Source organism: Pseudomonas khavaziana, from assembly GCF_019145205.1.
Classification (GTDB): Bacteria; Pseudomonadota; Gammaproteobacteria; order Pseudomonadales; family Pseudomonadaceae; genus Aquipseudomonas; species Aquipseudomonas khavaziana.
In genome coordinates this window covers 480,263-496,274 of sequence record NZ_JAHSTT010000001.1, presented here as the reverse complement: position 1 = coordinate 496,274, position 16,012 = coordinate 480,263, and the positions used below count along the sequence as shown (strand labels likewise).

Here is a 16,012-nt window from a genome sequence, read left to right as displayed (position 1 = left end):
TTCATTGTTGCAACTGTGGGGTTTCCTGCCCCATGCAACGAACAGCCTGCTTCTTGTTGTTCACCAGTACGCCGCTCAAGCCTTTCTGTTCAGTATCAAACATCACCAACACACCGTCCACGCACTGCGCCACTTGTGCGGCGGGCGTCAGGGATATTTTGTAATCCTCACCCGGCAAGGTCTTGAGCATGGTGAAGTCGCTGAGCAGCAACGCATCCTCCGGCTTGGCGAAATGCAGGTAGCCGTAGTACCACAGGCAACCGACGGTGCCGATGATGGTGCCGATACCGGTGAGGATCAGCGGGATCATGTTGCGTTCTTCACTCATTGCGGGCTCTCTGATGGATCAACTTTAGAGGTTGGATAATTCGGGATTTCGCCCAGGCGACGCAGGCCATTGAAATGCTGTGGATCTTCCAGGTAACGCAACATCACGGTCTGCCAGGTCTTGTCGGCAAAAGTCTGCACATGGCCGCCACGGGTCAGTTGCAGCACCCTTGGCGGTGGGGCCGCTTGATACAGGCGCAGCCCATTGGACACCGGCACGATCGGGTCATCCAGGCTGTGAAACAGCAGTTTTGGCACGCCGGTCAACTGGGGCATGGTGTTGATCGCACTGTCGGCGTCGGGCACCAACCAAGACAAGGGAACCTGGAACGGCCAGGTTAACCATGAAGTGCTCAGGGCGAATTGTCCTACGTCACGATAACTGGCCGGCACACCGTCCAGCACCAGGGCTTTGAGTTGGCTTTGACGCTCCGGATGGGCTGCCAGGTAATGCACGGCCAGTGCGCCGCCCAGGCTTTGACCGAGCACAACCAGAGGTTGACCCTGGGCCTGAGGCGCCTTGTCGATCCAACTGAACGCCGCATCGAGATCCTGGTAGATCGCCGGCAAAGACGGCTTGCCTTCCGACAGCCCATAGCCGCGGTAGTCCAGCAACAGCACTTGATAGCCGTGCTCCGGCAACCACCAACTGCCACCCAGGTGCCAAGACAGGTTGCCACCGTTGCCGTGCAGGTGCAGCACCGTGCCCTTGAGCGGCACACCGGGTTTGGCCGGCAGCCACCAGGCGTGAAGCTTGATGCCGTCGGCGGTGGTGATGGTGACGTCACGGTATTGCAGGCGGGCTTTCTCCGGCGTAAATGGCAGGCCGGGTTCGGGGTAGAACAGCAAGGAGCTGCAGCCGTTCAGTGTGAGTAGCAGGCATAGAATGCCGAGGATTCTCATCCGTTGAAACCTCATGGTTATTGGCGCACCACTGGTAGGGATTGCAGTGGTCAGAGGATATTGGAGTAATCGGCCTCGATCCGGTCCAGGCTCAGGTGGTTGAGGAAGTTGGAGAAACACATCCACGCCGCCAGCGCGTTCATGTCACGAAACTGCTCCGGCAGGTACTTGGGCGGTACCACCAGGCCTTCGTCGACCAATTGGCGCAGGGTACGCATGTCTTCCAGGGTGGTCTTGCCGCAAAACAGCAGCGGCACTTGCTCCAGCTTGCCTTTGCGCACGGCGAGCTGGATGTAGTTGTAGACCATGATAAAGCCCTTGAGATAGGACAAATCCTTGGTAAACGGCAGGCCGGTCGGCACCGAGCCACGGAATACCCGGCTGGCGTTGCCATAGCTCTCGGCCATTTCAAAGCCTTGCTCGCGAAAGAACTCGAACACCTGCAGGAAGTCGGCACCCTCCTCCACCATGTGGATGGCGCGGGTACGGTTGGTCAACTTGCGCAAGCGGCTGGGGTAGGAAGCAAACGTGATGATTTCCATCAGGATCGCCAGGCCTTCCTGGGTCACGGTGGATGACGGCGGCCCCTTGGACAGGAACGTGCAGATCGGCTGGTTCTGGCCATTGAGGGTGGTGCCCACATGCACCAGCCCCTCATGCACTTCCAGGGCGCGCACGTCACGGTCGTTGAACATCGCATCGGCGCGGATCTTGATGTAGTCGGCGCCGGCTGCCGCGTCAGCGACGATCCCGTCAGACTCGAACACCCGAATGGTTTCCTCCGCTTCACCAAACACCTTGTTCAAGCGGGTTTGCAGCAGGCTGACCGCATCCTTGGCGGTGAGGGTCTTGGCTTCGTCCTTGAGGTCGCCACGGCCATCAATATTGTTCAGGTAGTCGGACAGCATCAGTCCCAGGTCCGCCAGGGTCGGGTCGCCGGCGTGGAAGGCATCGGAAGCGGCGCCATACAGCTCCTGGGAAATCAGGCCGAAATCCTCGGTGCCGCGTGCTTCGAGCATGCGCACCACCATGCGGTATTCGCGGCACATGCGACGCATGATCTGCCCCACCGGGCTGAACTGCCCAAGGCGACGGGTGATGTCGCGCTCGATGTTCTGGAACTCCAGCTTGACCGCACTGGAGTCGAACGACAATGGCCGGTTCAAGTAGTAATCGCGGTCCACGGCAGGCATGGCCTTGCCCTTGGCCTTGAGAAATCCCTGGCGAATATTCTCGTCCCATTTCACCGCGTCGAGGACGCGGATCGGTGTTTGCGCCAGCACAATGCGATCGGACAAGGTGCGTATCGTCTGCTGGTATTCGTCCACCCGGTGCTTCCTCTTTAAACGTTATTTACCCACGCGCCGGTAGCGCACGGCTTCAACGAACACATCGGCATTGGCCGGGTCATCCAGGTAGGCAAACACCTGTTCCATGGGGCTATCCACCAGCACGCCGGCGCCTTCGACGGTGTCTACAGTGCTGCCGTGCAAGGCCTGCTGGCCAATGGCTTGGTGGATCTGCTCAAGGTCGAGGTTGTAGACCACAAGTTCGTGCTTTTCATCAAACTCAAAGCCCGCCAGGATGAAATGCCCGCCCAGTCTTGCAGGCAACGGCGCCGACAGATACCAGCGGCTGCCATGGCGCGAGACGCTGAACAGATACTCATCGCGCTGGCCCGGCCTGGCTTTAGGGTAGCTCACCGCTTTATAACGGTGCTCGCCGGCACGGGTGATCTGAAGGTTGAGCGGCTCGCCCCAGGCATTCCTGCTGGCCCATTTGCCTAGCAGAGCCTCTGGCGCGGCTTCAGCCGTCGGCAATGGTTCCTTGAAAGTCACCAGGCAACCGCTGAGCAACAGGACCAACAAGGCGATTACCGCGACACGCCAGGCTTTCATTGGACATCCCCCGGTGTCAGACCGAAGCCAGCACCAAATGCATGTAACGCTTGAGGATTTCAAGCATCTCTTCGCCCGTCAGCGGCTCTGGGCCGCCGAGCAGGCCCTGATATTCCATCCGACTGATAATAGCCGTCAACACTTTGGCATCCTGTTGCGGCTCACGGGAGCCCAATACCTGGAAAAACTGCCCGGTGCCCTGCAACAGGATCTGCTGGTGGGAACGTACCAGCTCGGCCAGGCGCGGGTTCAGCAAGGCTTCCTGGCGAAAGGCCTGCTCGGCCATCAGATAGTCGCGACGATTGGTCAGTTGGCGCAGCACGTAGTCGGCGGTCAGCCGAGCGATGTCATCGGCCAGCTGCGAGCGCGACTGCGGGCTGCCATCGCCATAGGCAACCATTTCGCGCAGCAGGCCTTCGTTGCGCACCCACAACTTGCCCATGAAAGCCGCGCTGCGTTCGACGTATTGGGCGAAGGTGTCGGTGAGCAGGTCATCGATATCCTTGAAATAGTAGGTAGTGGCCGACAGCGGCACGCCGGCCTCTGCAGCCACGGCCCGATGGCGCACGGCACGTACGCCATCGCGCACCACGATGCGCATGGCCGCATCGAGAATATCTTGCCTGCGTTGCTCACTGCCCCGGCGGCTGGCCTTGCGGCCTTGATATTGAACGCTTTCAGCCACTGCAGCAGCTATGCCGGCGGCACCTTCTTGAGCCATTACGCGGTTCACCAAACACATCCTTGAATAGATCAAAACCTGGCGCTGTTCGCTTGACGCTTGAATACGCCACATAAAAAAGCCGCCTTATAAAAGGCGGCTTCGGTTTTCGCTACGGTTACGCTTGTGGCCGCATGTGCGGGAACAGGATCACATCGCGGATCGACGGCGAGTTGGTCAACAGCATCACCAGCCGGTCGATGCCGATGCCTTCACCGGCGGTGGGCGGCATGCCGTATTCCAGGGCCCGCACGAAGTCGGCGTCGTAGTGCATGGCTTCGTCATCGCCGGCGTCCTTGTCGGCCACCTGGGCCATGAAGCGCTCGGCCTGATCTTCCGCGTCGTTAAGCTCGGAGTAGGCGTTGGCGATTTCACGGCCACCGATGAACAGCTCGAAACGGTCGGTGACGTTGGGGTTGTCGTCGTTGCGGCGGGCCAGTGGCGACACTTCGAACGGGTACTGGGTAATGAAGTGTGGCTGTTCAAGCTTATGCTCAACCAGTTCTTCGAAAATCATCACCTGCAACTTGCCCAGGCCTTCGAAACCCAACACCTTGGCACCGGCTTTCTTGGCGATGGCACGGGCCTTGTCGATGTCATTGAGGTCTTCAGTCGTCAGCTCAGGGTTGTACTTGAGGATCGAGTCGAACACCGACAGGCGCACAAACGGCTCGCCGAAATGGAATACCTTGTCGCCGTACGGCACGTCGGTGCTGCCCAGGACCAGCTGTGCCAGCTCACGGAACAGTTCTTCGGTGAGGTCCATGTTGTCTTCGTAGTCGGCGTAGGCCTGGTAGAACTCCAACATGGTGAATTCAGGGTTGTGACGGGTCGAGACGCCTTCGTTACGGAAGTTGCGATTGATCTCGAATACTTTCTCGAAACCGCCGACAACCAGGCGCTTGAGGTACAGCTCAGGCGCAATGCGCAGGAACATTTCCATGTCCAGGGCGTTGTGGTGGGTTTCGAACGGCTTGGCTGCGGCACCACCGGGGATGGTCTGCAGCATCGGGGTTTCGACTTCGAGGAAGTCACGCTGCATCAGGAAGCTGCGGATGTGCGCAATGACTTGCGAACGCACGCGGAAGGTGTGGCGCACGTCTTCGTTGACGATCAGGTCGACATAGCGCTGGCGGTAACGCTGTTCGGTGTCGGTCAGGCCGTGATGCTTGTCCGGCAGCGGGCGCAGGGACTTGGTCAGCAGGCGCACGCTGGTCATCTCGACGTACAGGTCGCCCTTGCCGGAACGGGCCAGGGTGCCCTCGGCGGCGATGATGTCGCCCATGTCCCAGGTTTTCACCGCGGCCAGGGTGTCTTCGGACAAGGTCTTGCGGTTGACGTAGACCTGGATACGCCCGGTCATGTCCTGGATCACCATGAACGAGCCACGGTTGAGCATGATGCGACCTGCCACCTTGACCGGGATCGCAGCCTCTGCCAGCTCTTCCTTGGTCTTGTCCGCGTACTGCTTCTGCAAGGCATCGCAGTAGTTGTCGCGGCGGAAGTCATTGGGAAAGGCATTACCCTTGGCGCGCTCGGCAGCAAGCTTTTCCTTGCGCAGGGCGATCAGGGAGTTTTCTTCCTGTTGCAGGGCTTGCGGGTCGAGTTGTTGGTCGCTCATGTCTTTAAATTTTCCATCACAGGTTCGTTGCCCCCAGGCCTGCGGCCTGGGGATCGCGGGCAAGCCCGCTCCCACATAGGGTGTTACAGGCCGGATTTCAGGCTGGCTTCCAGGTATTCGTCGATATCGCCGTCGAGTACCTTGTCACAGTCGCTGCGTTCGATGTTGGTGCGCAGATCCTTGATCCGCGACGCATCGAGTACGTACGAACGGATCTGGTGACCCCAGCCGATATCCGACTTGGTGTCTTCCAGCGCCTGGGACGCGGCGTTGCGCTTCTGCATTTCCTGCTCGTACAACTTGGCCCGCAGCATTTTCATGGCGGTGTCCTTGTTGGCATGCTGGGAACGCTCGTTCTGACAGCTGACCACGGTGTTGGTCGGTACGTGGGTGATACGTACGGCCGAGTCAGTGGTGTTTACGTGCTGGCCACCGGCACCGGAGGAACGGTAGGTGTCGATCCGCAGGTCGGCCGGGTTGATCTCGATTTCCACCTTGTCGTCGATCTCGGGCGAGACGAACACTGCGGAAAATGAGGTGTGGCGACGGTTGCCGGAGTCGAACGGGCTCTTGCGCACCAGGCGGTGTACACCGATCTCGGTACGCAGCCAGCCAAAGGCGTATTCACCCTTGATGTGCACGGTCGCGCCCTTGATACCGGCGACTTCACCGGCGGACAGTTCCATGATGGTCGCGTCGAAACCGCGCTTGTCGGCCCAGCGCAGGTACATGCGCAGCAGGATGTTGGCCCAGTCCTGGGCCTCGGTGCCGCCGGAACCGGCCTGGATGTCCAGGTAGGCGTTGTTCGGGTCCATTTCGTGACTGAACATGCGGCGGAATTCAAGCTTGGCGAGGTTTTCCTCAAGACGGGCCAGCTCGGCGACGACATCGCCCACTGCGCCTTCGTCGTTTTCTTCGACGGCCATGTCCAGCAGGTCACGGCAATCGTCCAGGCCGGTGTTCAGTTCGTCGAGGGTATCGACGATCTGCGCCAGCGCAGAGCGCTCGCGCCCCAGCTCCTGGGCGTATTCAGGTTTGTTCCAGACGCTCGGATCTTCAAGCTCGCGATTGACCTCGGTCAGACGCTCATGCTTTTGATCGTAGTCAAAGATACCCCCGAATAGTTTCGGAGCGCTCGGACAGGTCCTTGATGGTGTTAAGGATCGGGTTGATTTCCATGGCGGGCAGCACTCGTTGGCGAACTTTTGAAAGCCGGCGAGTATAACGGCAAACGGCTGGAAACGGCAGTCCGCCTGGCCGAAAAGGCGGAGGTTTGTACAGGATCCGCAGCAGAATACAAATCAAATGTGGGAGCTGGCTTGCCTGCGATAACGGTGTATCAGTCGATACTTCTGTGACGGACACACCGCTATCGCAGCATAGGTATCTACATAACTTTGGCGTGGCCCTGAACCTGTGGCGAGGGGGCTTGCTCCCGATGGCGGCCTGACAGCCAACCAGGATGTTGGATCAGACCGAGTACATATCCGTTGCTGCGGTAACGGCCACTTAGGGTTACGCCCTTACGGCGTGTCACTTTTGTAAAGGCACAAAAGTAACCAAAAGGCCTTCGCCCCAACACTCGGCACCTCGCTTAGGCTCGGTGTGCCCGAACGCAGGCAAGCCAGCTCCCACAGGGGGGGGGGTGGCGCGTGTGGCTACTCGATGCCGACCTGATTACGCCCATTATGCTTGGCCGTATACAACCCCTTGTCCGCCGCCATGATCAACTGCCGGCAATCCGTGCCCTGTACCGGTGTCAAGGTCGACAAGCCGATACTGATAGTCAGGCTCGAACCTTCCACCGGCGCATTGTGCGGAATGTTCAACGCGGCCACGGCCATGCGCAGTTTTTCCGCCACCAGCCGCGCACCGCCCGGCGAGGTGTTGGGCAGCACCAGGGCGAACTCTTCACCGCCGTAGCGCGCCGGCAAGTCCGAAGGGCGGCTGCTGGCATCGCGGATGGCTTCGGCGACTTTGCGCAGGGCTTCGTCGCCTTCGACGTGACCGAAGCTGTCGTTGAAGGTCTTGAAGAAATCCACGTCGATCATCAACAGCGACAGTTGGGTCTGATCACGCATGGCACGGCGCCATTCCAGTTCAAGGTACTCGTCGAAGTGGCGGCGGTTGGACAACCCCGTCAGGCCGTCGGAGTGCATCAGGCGTTGCAGCACCAGGTTGGTGTCCAGCAGCTGTTGCTGGCTGACCCGCAGTGCGCGGTAGGCGGCATCGCGCTGCAACAAGGTCATGTAGGAACGCGAGTGGTAGCGGATGCGGGCCACCAGCTCGATGTTGTCCGGCAGCTTGACCAGGTAGTCATTGGCTCCGGCGGCAAAGGCCGCGCTCTTGATCAGCGGATCTTCCTTGGTGGACAGCACGATGATCGGGATATTCGCGGTAGCCGGGTGATTGCGGTATTCGCGAACCAGGGTGAGGCCGTCGAGGCCCGGCATTACCAGGTCTTGCAGGATCACCGTCGGCTTGATGCGAATCGCCTGGGCGATCGCCTGGTGCGGGTCGGCGCAAAAGTGGAAGTCGATGTTTTCTTCATGGGCCAGGCCACGCCGCACGGCTTCGCCGATCATGGCCTGGTCGTCGACCAACAACACCATGGCGGCGTTTTCGTCGGTCTTGAAGTCGTCGAGCTGTAAATCATTCATGTGCAATCACCTGAATTACTACCTGCAAGCCAGCACGGCGGGAGATTTTTGTTCATTTCGCAAAGACCTCCAGCAATCGGGGCGCAATTCTATCCAGTGGGCGAATTTCAACAGCGGCGTCGATCGCCGCTGCCGCTTTGGGCATGCCATACACCGCCGAACTCTGCTGGTCCTGGGCGATGGTCAAATATCCTTGTTCCCGCATCAACTTGAGACCCTGGGCGCCATCGCGCCCCATGCCGGTCAGCAAGACGCCGACGGCATCGCCGTTCCAGTGGCTGGCGACGCTTTCGAAAAATACGTCGATGGAAGGCCGGTAGATCTCGTTCACCGGCTCTGCCGTATAGGCTAGCGTGCCATTTTTCAACAAGCGAATATGGTGGTTGGTACCGGCCAGCAATACCACCCCGGTTTGCGGCGGCTCGCCTTCACAGGCCAGGCGTACCGGCAGGCCGGAGGCGCCGCTCAACCATTCGGCCATGCCCGCGGCGAACACCTGGTCCACGTGCTGCACCAGCACGATGGCGGCGGGAAAATTGCGCGGCAGGCCCTTGAGCAGGACCTCCAGGGCCGCCGGCCCACCGGCCGAAGAACCAATGGCCACCAGCCGTTGACGCTTGCCAGTGACACGCTGCGTCGGCGTTTCGGCACGCACACGACTGCCGCGCTGGCCGACCAGCCAGCCGATGTTGAGGATCTTGCGCAGCAACGGTGCGGCCGCGTCCTTGGGGTTGCCCACGCCCAGCGCGGGCGTGTCCACCACGTCCAGCGCGCCATGGCCCATGGCCTCGAATACGCGACTGACGTTGGCCTGACGGTCGACCGTGACGATCACGATCGGGCAGGGCGTGTCGGCCATGATCTGGCGGGTAGCCTCTACCCCATCCATGACCGGCATGATCAGGTCCATCAGGATCAGGTCCGGGGTCAGTTCGGCGCAACGCTGCACCGCTTCCAGGCCATTGCTGGCCACCCACACCACCTCATGGGCGGGCTCGAAACTCAAGGCACGACGCAATGCCTCTACGGCCAGGGGCATGTCGTTGACGATCGCAATCCTCATGCCCGGGCGCCTCCAATCAGTTCAACCACGGCGTCGAGCAAGGCGTCGTCATGGAAACTGGCTTTGGCTAGATAATAGTCGGCTCCGGCGTCGAGGCCACGGCGCCGGTCTTCTTCACGATCCTTGTAGGAAACTACCATCACCGGCAACGATTGCAGGCGACTGTCACGACGCAGGAGTGTGACCAATTCAATACCGTCCATGCGAGGCATATCAATGTCAGTGATAAGCAGGTCGAAGTCCTCGGAGCGCAATGCGTTCCAGCCATCCATGCCATCGACGGCAACAGCCACTTCATAACCACGATTGAGTAATAATTTGCGCTGCAGCTCGCGTACGGTCAGCGAATCGTCTACCACCAGCACGCGCTTGCGCGGTGCTTCGCTGGCCTGCTGGCTGCGCCGGGCGATACGCTCCAGGCGGCCGGTGTTGAGCAGCTTGTCCACCGAACGCAGCATGTCTTCGACGTCGACGATCAACACCACCGAGCCGTCATCGAGCAGGGCCCCGGCAGAGATGTCCTGAACCTTGCCCAGGCGATCATCCAGGGGCAACACCACCAGGGTACGTTCACCGATAAAGCGCTCCACGGCAATCCCGTACACGGCGTCACGCTCGCGGATCACCACCACTTTCAAGGTATCTGATGGGGTTTGCCCCGGCGGACGCTGCAACAACTGGCTGGCGGCTACCAGGCCGACGTGCCGGCCCTCATGCCAAAAGTGCTGGCGACCCTCCAATTGCACGATGTCGTCGGGCGCCAGGTCGCACATACGTTCGATATGGGCCAGCGGAAAGGCATAGGCTTCTTCGCCCACTTCCACCACCAGGCTGCGCACCACCGACAAAGTCAACGGTACTTCCAGGTGGAAGCGGCTGCCCTGCCCCGCCGTCTGCTCCAGCACCACGGCGCCGCGCAGTTGGCGGACCATATGCTGCACCGCATCCAGGCCGACGCCGCGCCCGGACACTTCAGTGACTGTGTCGCGCAAGCTGAAACCGGGCAGGAACAGGAACGTCAGCAGTTCCTCTTCGCTCAAGCGCAGGGCGGTGTCCAGCGGCGACAAGTGTCGGTCGACGATGGCGCCGCGCAGGCGCTCGAGGTCGACACCGTTGCCGTCATCGCTCAACTCCAGCACCAGCAGCCCGGCCTGGTGGGACGCGCGCAGGCGGATCAGGCCTTCCGCGGGCTTGCCTGCCAGCATGCGCTGTTCGGGCGTTTCGATGCCGTGGTCGACGGCATTGCGTAGTAAATGAGTGAGCGGCGCTTCGAGTTTTTCCAGTACGTCGCGGTCGACCTGGGTCTTCTCGCCCTCGATCTCCAGGCGCACTTGCTTGCCCAGGCTACGGCCCAGGTCACGCACCATGCGTACCTGCCCGGCCAGCACGTCGGCAAACGGGCGCATGCGGCAGGCCAACGCGGTGTCGTAGAGCACCTGGGCACGCTGCCCGGCCTGCCAGCCGAATTCATCCAGCTCGGCGTGTTTTTCCGCCAGCAGCGCCTGGGCTTCGCTCAACAGGCGACGGGTATCGGCCAGGGCCTCCAGGGCTTCAAGATTCAAGTCCAGGGCCTTGAGCTGGCCGTCCAACGTATCCAGGGCGCGCAAGCCGTTGCTTTGAATACGCTTGAGGCGCTGCATGCTCGCCAGGTACGGCTTGAGCCGCTGGGTTTCCACCAGGGACTTGCTGGACAGGTCCAACAAGCTGTTCAAGCGCTCGGCCGTCACCCGCAGTACGCGCTCGCCGCCTTCGGTCATACGTTTGTTCTGGCGCGGCGCTTCACTGCTGACCGGCGGTGCTGGCTCCGGCTCCTGCGGCACTTCGTCAACGAGGGGCACAGGCTCGGGCTTTGGCACACCCATGGCGATGGGCTGTGTCGGATCGAGCAAGCGCTCCATCAGCGCCACATACACCTCGATATCCGTCGCCCCCACATCATTGCCCGGCGTGGCGATACGCATCAGCAGGTCGGTGCCTTGCAGCAACGCATCGACATGTTCGGGTTGCAGATACAGGCGGCCTTCCTGGGCGCTGACCAGGCAATCTTCCATGACGTGGGCCACGCTGACCCCGGCATCCACGCCGACAATCCGCGCCGCGCCCTTGAGCGAGTGCGCGGCACGCATGCACGCCTCAAGCTGGTCGGCCTGGGTTGGGTTGCGCTCCAGCGCCAAAAGGCCCGCGCTCAATACCTGTGTCTGCGCATCGGCCTCCAGGCTGAACAGTTCCAACAGCGAGGCATCGCGCATCTGGTCGGGGGTCATGCGAGGCTCCGAGTCACGGCGGACAACAATTGCGCTTCGTCCAGCCAGCGCAGGCTGCGGCCTTTCCACTGCAACACGCCCTGGGTGTAGCGTGCGCTGGCCTGGGTACCGGAGGCCGACGCCGCCTTCAGGGTGCCCTCATCGATGGCATGGATGCCATCCACTTCGTCCACCGGCACGACCACCGGGCCGTCCTGAGCCGCGATGATTAACATGCGCGGCATGATGCGCGCGCCGCCGGCACCAGCAATGGTGCTGTCCAGGCCCAGCAGTTCTACCAGTGACAGGCACGCCACCAACGCGCCGCGCACATTGGCCACGCCCAGCAGCGCCCGGGAGCGCTGGTGCGGCAGGGAGTGGATCGGCTGCAATGGCGCCACTTCCACCAGGCAACGGGTGGCGATACCGAGCCATTCCTCGCCCAGGCGGAACATCAACAGGGAACGGGTGACTACCTCTTTATCCGCTTCGACGGCGGCCTGCGGGCGATGATCGTCCTGCTGCAGTGCATAGCGGTCCAGCAGGCGCGTGGCGGCGGCGGAATACACCGAGCAGTTGCGGCAGTGGATGTGCTCAGCCAGCAATGGGCAGGACTTGTCACCATGAATGCCGATGCGGTTCCAGCAGTCGTCGATGGCTTGGGTATCGGTCAGCGTCAGGTCCAGGCCTGCGGTGTCGAGCGCGTCAGGGCTACTCATCGTTTGGACTCACTCTCGGCTCGCTCGCTACGGGCAGCGCGCGCCTGTAGACGGCGCGCCCCCGCACTGTCGCCCTTGGACTCGAGCAATGCGGCCAGATGCATCAAGGCCTGTGGATGCTGCGGTTCCAGGTACAAGGCTTTGCGGTAATACCCTTGGGCCTCCAGGGCGCTGCCGGCCACATCACTGAGCAGCCCCAGCCAGTAGAACACCTGGGCGGCCGGTGGATGGCTGCTCAAATAACGCTCGCAGGCGGCTCGGGCGTTGGCACTCTTGCCTTCATTGGCCAGGGTCGCGATCTGGCTGAGCAGCTCGCCGGCATCGGCGGGTGCCACTTTGGCTGGAGGCACTGGCGGGCAGGGCTTGCTGAACGGACGCGGCTTGAGCGGTATCGGTGCCGCGCTGCGCTGCGGCGTTGGCGCGGGCATCGGTACAAAAACCGGAACCGGCGGAGCCTGTTCCACATGCCGGCTAAAGGCAAAGGATTGCGGCACGCCAATCGAACGCATGCCGTGGCGCCCCAGCAGGCTGCCCTCGGCCGGGCCGATAAACAGCACGCCGTCCACGTGGGTCAGCTCCTTGAGCACGTCAAATACCTGCTTCTGGGTCGGCTGGTCGAAATAGATCAGCAGGTTGCGGCAAAACACAAAGTCATAGGTGGGCTCGTTGGCCAGCAGTGCCGGGTCGAGCAAGTTGCCGACTTGCAGGCGCACTTGTTCGCGCACCCGGTCGGCGATGCGGTAACCGCCCGCCTCTTCGGTGAAGTGACGGTCGCGAAACTCAAGATCGGCGCCGCGAAACGAATTCTTGCCGTACACACCGCGCCGCGCACGCTCCACTGACAAGGGGCTGACATCCATTCCCTGCACCTTGAACTGATGGGGTGCCAAGCCCGCGTCGAGCAAAGCCATGGCAATCGAATAGGGCTCTTCGCCGGTAGAACACGGCAGGCTGAGAATGCGCAGGGCGCGCATCTGCTTGATTTCGGCCAGGCGTACCTGGGCCAGGCGAGCCAGGGTTGCAAAGGATTCGGGATAGCGAAAAAACCAGGTCTCGGGCACGATCACCGCTTCGATCAGCGCCTGCTGCTCGTCGTGGGAATTTTGCAGGTGCTGCCAGTAAGCCTCCGCCGACTGCGCCTGGGATGCCTGGCAACGCTGGCGCACGGCACGCTCGATGATCGCCTCGCCCACCGAGGCAACATCCAGGCCGATGCGCTCTTTCAAGAACGCCGAAAAACGCGGGTCGCTGCTCATAAACTCAACTCGGCAGAAAACAACAAGGCACGCACTTCAGCGGTCAGCAGCTCGGCGACGCCAATCCACTGCATCAAGCCCTGGGCATCCTCGCGCACCGGCCCCAGGTACGGCGCCTGCTGGTTGTCCAAGCCATAGGGCTGGAACTCGGCGGGGTCGCAACGCAGTGTGTCGGTGGCCTGTTCCAGGATCAGCCCCAACCAGCGCGCCTGGCTCCAGGACTGCGGCTGGTAATTGACCAACACCAGCCGTGTGCTGGTGCGAGCCTGGGCCGAGGTGCCGAAGGTCAGGGCGCTCAAGTCAATCACCGGCACCAGCGCCCCGCGATGGGCGAAGATACCCGCCACCCACAATGGCGCGTGGGCGATGGGTTTGAGTGGCAGGCGCGGCAGCACCTCCGCCACTTCGGTAGCCTTGAGGGCAAAGCGTTCGTTGCCGATGTGGAACACCAGGAACAACGCTTTTTTCGGTGCCGGGACGGCGCCGCGCTTAGCCGCGAGATCGCTCATCAGACTTTGAAACGCGACACGCCGCTGCGCAGACCGACCGCAACCTGGCTCAGTTCATCAATGGCAAAGCTGGCCTGGCGCAGGGATTCGACGGTCTGGCTGCTGGCATCGCCCAATTGCACCAGCGCGTGGTTGATCTGTTCGGCGCCGGTGGCCTGGGCTTGCATGCCTTCGTTGACCATCAACACCCGCGGCGCCAGGGCCTGGACCTGATGGATGATCTGCGACAACTGCTCGCCGACTTGCTGCACTTCGAACATGCCCCGGCGTACTTCCTCGGAGAACTTGTCCATGCCCATCACCCCCGCCGACACTGCCGACTGGATCTCACGCACCATTTGCTCGATGTCGTAGGTGGCCACGGCGGTCTGGTCGGCCAGGCGACGCACTTCGGTGGCTACCACGGCAAAACCGCGACCGTATTCACCGGCTTTCTCCGCCTCGATGGCGGCATTGAGGGACAACAGGTTTGTCTGGTCAGCCACCTTGACGATAGTCACCACCACCTGGTTGATATTGCCGGCCTTCTCGTTGAGGATCGCCAGCTTGGCGTTGACCAGGTCGGCCGCGCCCATCACCGAGTGCATGGTTTCTTCCATGCGCGCCAGGCCCTGCTGGCCTGAACCGGCGGCGACCGAGGCCTGGTCGGCGGCGGTGGACACTTCGGTCATGGTGCGGACCAAATCCTTGGAGGTGGCAGCGATCTCGCGGGACGTGGCGCCGATTTCGGTGGTGGTGGCCGCGGTTTCCGTGGCGGTGGCCTGTTGCTGCTTGGAGGTCGCGGCAATCTCGGTGACCGAGGTGGTGACCTGCACCGACGAACGCTGTGCCTGGGAGACCAGGGCGGTCAGTTCGGTCATCATGTCGTTGAAGCCGGTTTCGACAACGTTGAATTCGTCCTTGCGCTCCAGGTTCAAACGCTTGCTCAGGTCACCGGTGCGCATGACTTCGAGGATTTCGACGATGCGCTGCATCGGCGCCATGATCGCGCGCATCAGCAACAGGCCGCACAACGCTGCAGCGAGAACCGCCAGCAGCAGTGAAACTCCCATGCTGACCTTCGCGGCCGCGACGGCATCATCGATGGCGGCCGTGGCATTGTCGGCGACCTGTTTGTTCTCATTGATGATGTCGTTGAGTTTCAGGCGGCCTGCGATCCAGGCGGGGGTCAGCTTCTCGTTGAACAACCTCAGTGCCTCGGCCGGGTTGTTGCTCTGATGGGCCGCCAGAACCTGGGCAAGCATTGCATTGTAGTTCTGGTGCAGTTTTTCGAAGGCATCGAATTGCGTGCGATCCTGGATGATATTGATCGTCCCCGCGTAGCTCGCCATGTGCTGCTCGAGTCGCGTCTCGAACGACTTGTAGTCCTGCTTGTCTTCCTCGGAAATGCCCTGGTTTTCGTGGATTCCGACCAACTCTTGGGTCTGCAGGTAGCTGTCGACCCAGGCACTGCGAATCATCGAACTGAAAAACACCCCGGGCACGGCATCGTCGCGGACAGAATTTTCGCTGGCTTCGATCTTCAGCAGACGCGAATACGAGAGCACCACCATCAGCAGCATGATCGCGATGATTACCGCAAAGCTCGCCAAAATCCTTTGGCGCAGGGTCCAGTTCTTCACAGTAATTCCTCGCAGGGCCATTCAAATGGAGGGGAGTATAGCTGAGCGGATGCCTGCGTTTATCAACGCTTTTGAGGGCGCGTGCACAGAATGCGTACGTGGGATGGGTGGCACGTGTGCCGAGGACGATCCAACTGACGGACGCGGTTCAAATGTGGGAGGGGGCTTGCTCCCGATGGCGGCCTGACAACCGACCAGCATGTCGGATCAGAGCGAGTACATATCCATTGCTGCGGTAACGGCCACTTAGGCTTCCGCTTTTACAGCGGGTCACTTTGAAAAGCGCAAAGTAACCAAACGCTCTTGCCCCACCACTCGGCACCTCGCTCAGGCTCGGTGTGCCCGTAATCCGACAGGGATTTGGGGGGCCGCCGCCACGCGCCATCCATGGCGCGGGGCGGCTAAACCGGCATCCCTGCCGGTTTACCCCCCAATCCCCTGTCGAATTCCGGCCAGCGTGGTTTAACGGG

General features: G+C 61.4%; 14 protein-coding genes. All 14 read right to left on the bottom strand.

The annotated features are described in order from the left end of the window. Position 1: 1 nt before the first annotated feature. The 14 genes from KVH01_RS02110 to KVH01_RS02045 all read right to left on the bottom strand — a co-directional run bounded on the left by KVH01_RS02110 (position 2) and on the right by KVH01_RS02045 (position 15,542). On the bottom strand, positions 2 to 328 hold the full coding sequence (locus KVH01_RS02110) for a hypothetical protein (protein WP_043050917.1): 327 nt from the start codon (positions 326 to 328) through the stop codon (positions 2 to 4). Further along, on the bottom strand, positions 325 to 1,230 hold the full coding sequence (locus tag KVH01_RS02105) for an alpha/beta hydrolase (RefSeq protein ID WP_217880285.1): 906 nt from the start codon (positions 1,228 to 1,230) through the stop codon (positions 325 to 327). The genes KVH01_RS02110 and KVH01_RS02105 overlap by 4 nt, the downstream gene beginning before the upstream one ends. Positions 1,231 to 1,280: 50 nt before the next feature. Continuing rightward, a complete protein-coding gene (locus tag KVH01_RS02100; RefSeq protein ID WP_124399587.1) occupies positions 1,281 to 2,558 on the bottom strand; it encodes a flavohemoglobin expression-modulating QEGLA motif protein in 1,278 nt (425 codons plus the stop codon). Between the two features lie 21 nt (positions 2,559 to 2,579). Next, complete coding sequence (locus KVH01_RS02095) at positions 2,580 to 3,128, bottom strand: hypothetical protein (RefSeq protein ID WP_217880284.1); 549 nt, start codon at positions 3,126 to 3,128, stop codon at positions 2,580 to 2,582. A 16-nt stretch (positions 3,129 to 3,144) separates the two neighbouring features. Further along, the gene (locus tag KVH01_RS02090) at positions 3,145 to 3,861 is read right to left on the bottom strand and encodes a TetR/AcrR family transcriptional regulator (protein ID WP_217880283.1); all 717 of its coding nucleotides are present in this window, start codon (positions 3,859 to 3,861) and stop codon (positions 3,145 to 3,147) included. Between the two features lie 106 nt (positions 3,862 to 3,967). Continuing rightward, on the bottom strand, positions 3,968 to 5,470 hold the full coding sequence (gene lysS, locus KVH01_RS02085; RefSeq protein WP_217880282.1) for a lysine--tRNA ligase: 1,503 nt from the start codon (positions 5,468 to 5,470) through the stop codon (positions 3,968 to 3,970). An 83-nt stretch (positions 5,471 to 5,553) separates the two neighbouring features. Beyond that, positions 5,554 to 6,649, bottom strand: a protein-coding gene (gene prfB / locus KVH01_RS02080; protein ID WP_124399583.1) for a peptide chain release factor 2 whose coding sequence is annotated in 2 segments (ribosomal slippage) — positions 5,554 to 6,576 and positions 6,578 to 6,649 — 1,095 coding nt in all. Because the reading frame shifts where the segments join, the coding sequence is not laid out codon by codon here. A gap of 479 nt (positions 6,650 to 7,128) precedes the next feature. Beyond that, on the bottom strand, positions 7,129 to 8,130 hold the full coding sequence (locus tag KVH01_RS02075; RefSeq protein ID WP_217880281.1) for a diguanylate cyclase domain-containing protein: 1,002 nt from the start codon (positions 8,128 to 8,130) through the stop codon (positions 7,129 to 7,131). 52 nt (positions 8,131 to 8,182) lie between these two features. After that, positions 8,183 to 9,193, bottom strand: a complete 1,011-nt coding sequence (gene cheB / locus KVH01_RS02070) for a chemotaxis response regulator protein-glutamate methylesterase (RefSeq protein WP_043051514.1) — start codon at positions 9,191 to 9,193, stop codon at positions 8,183 to 8,185. Continuing rightward, positions 9,190 to 11,457 (bottom strand): hybrid sensor histidine kinase/response regulator, encoded by a 2,268-nt coding sequence (locus tag KVH01_RS02065; protein WP_217880280.1) that lies wholly within the window; start codon positions 11,455 to 11,457, stop codon positions 9,190 to 9,192. The genes cheB and KVH01_RS02065 overlap by 4 nt, the downstream gene beginning before the upstream one ends. Further along, positions 11,454 to 12,155, bottom strand: a complete 702-nt coding sequence (locus KVH01_RS02060) for a chemotaxis protein CheW (protein ID WP_217880279.1) — start codon at positions 12,153 to 12,155, stop codon at positions 11,454 to 11,456. Before KVH01_RS02060 ends, KVH01_RS02065 begins: the two co-directional genes overlap by 4 nt. Further along, positions 12,152 to 13,411: a CheR family methyltransferase gene (locus tag KVH01_RS02055; RefSeq protein WP_217880278.1), complete on the bottom strand. Its 1,260-nt coding sequence runs from the start codon at positions 13,409 to 13,411 to the stop codon at positions 12,152 to 12,154. The genes KVH01_RS02060 and KVH01_RS02055 overlap by 4 nt, the downstream gene beginning before the upstream one ends. After that, a complete protein-coding gene (locus KVH01_RS02050; RefSeq protein ID WP_217880277.1) occupies positions 13,408 to 13,920 on the bottom strand; it encodes a chemotaxis protein CheW in 513 nt (170 codons plus the stop codon). The genes KVH01_RS02055 and KVH01_RS02050 overlap by 4 nt, the downstream gene beginning before the upstream one ends. Next, the gene (locus KVH01_RS02045) at positions 13,920 to 15,542 is read right to left on the bottom strand and encodes a methyl-accepting chemotaxis protein (protein WP_217880276.1); all 1,623 of its coding nucleotides are present in this window, start codon (positions 15,540 to 15,542) and stop codon (positions 13,920 to 13,922) included. Before KVH01_RS02045 ends, KVH01_RS02050 begins: the two co-directional genes overlap by 1 nt. Positions 15,543 to 16,012 lie beyond the last annotated feature (470 nt).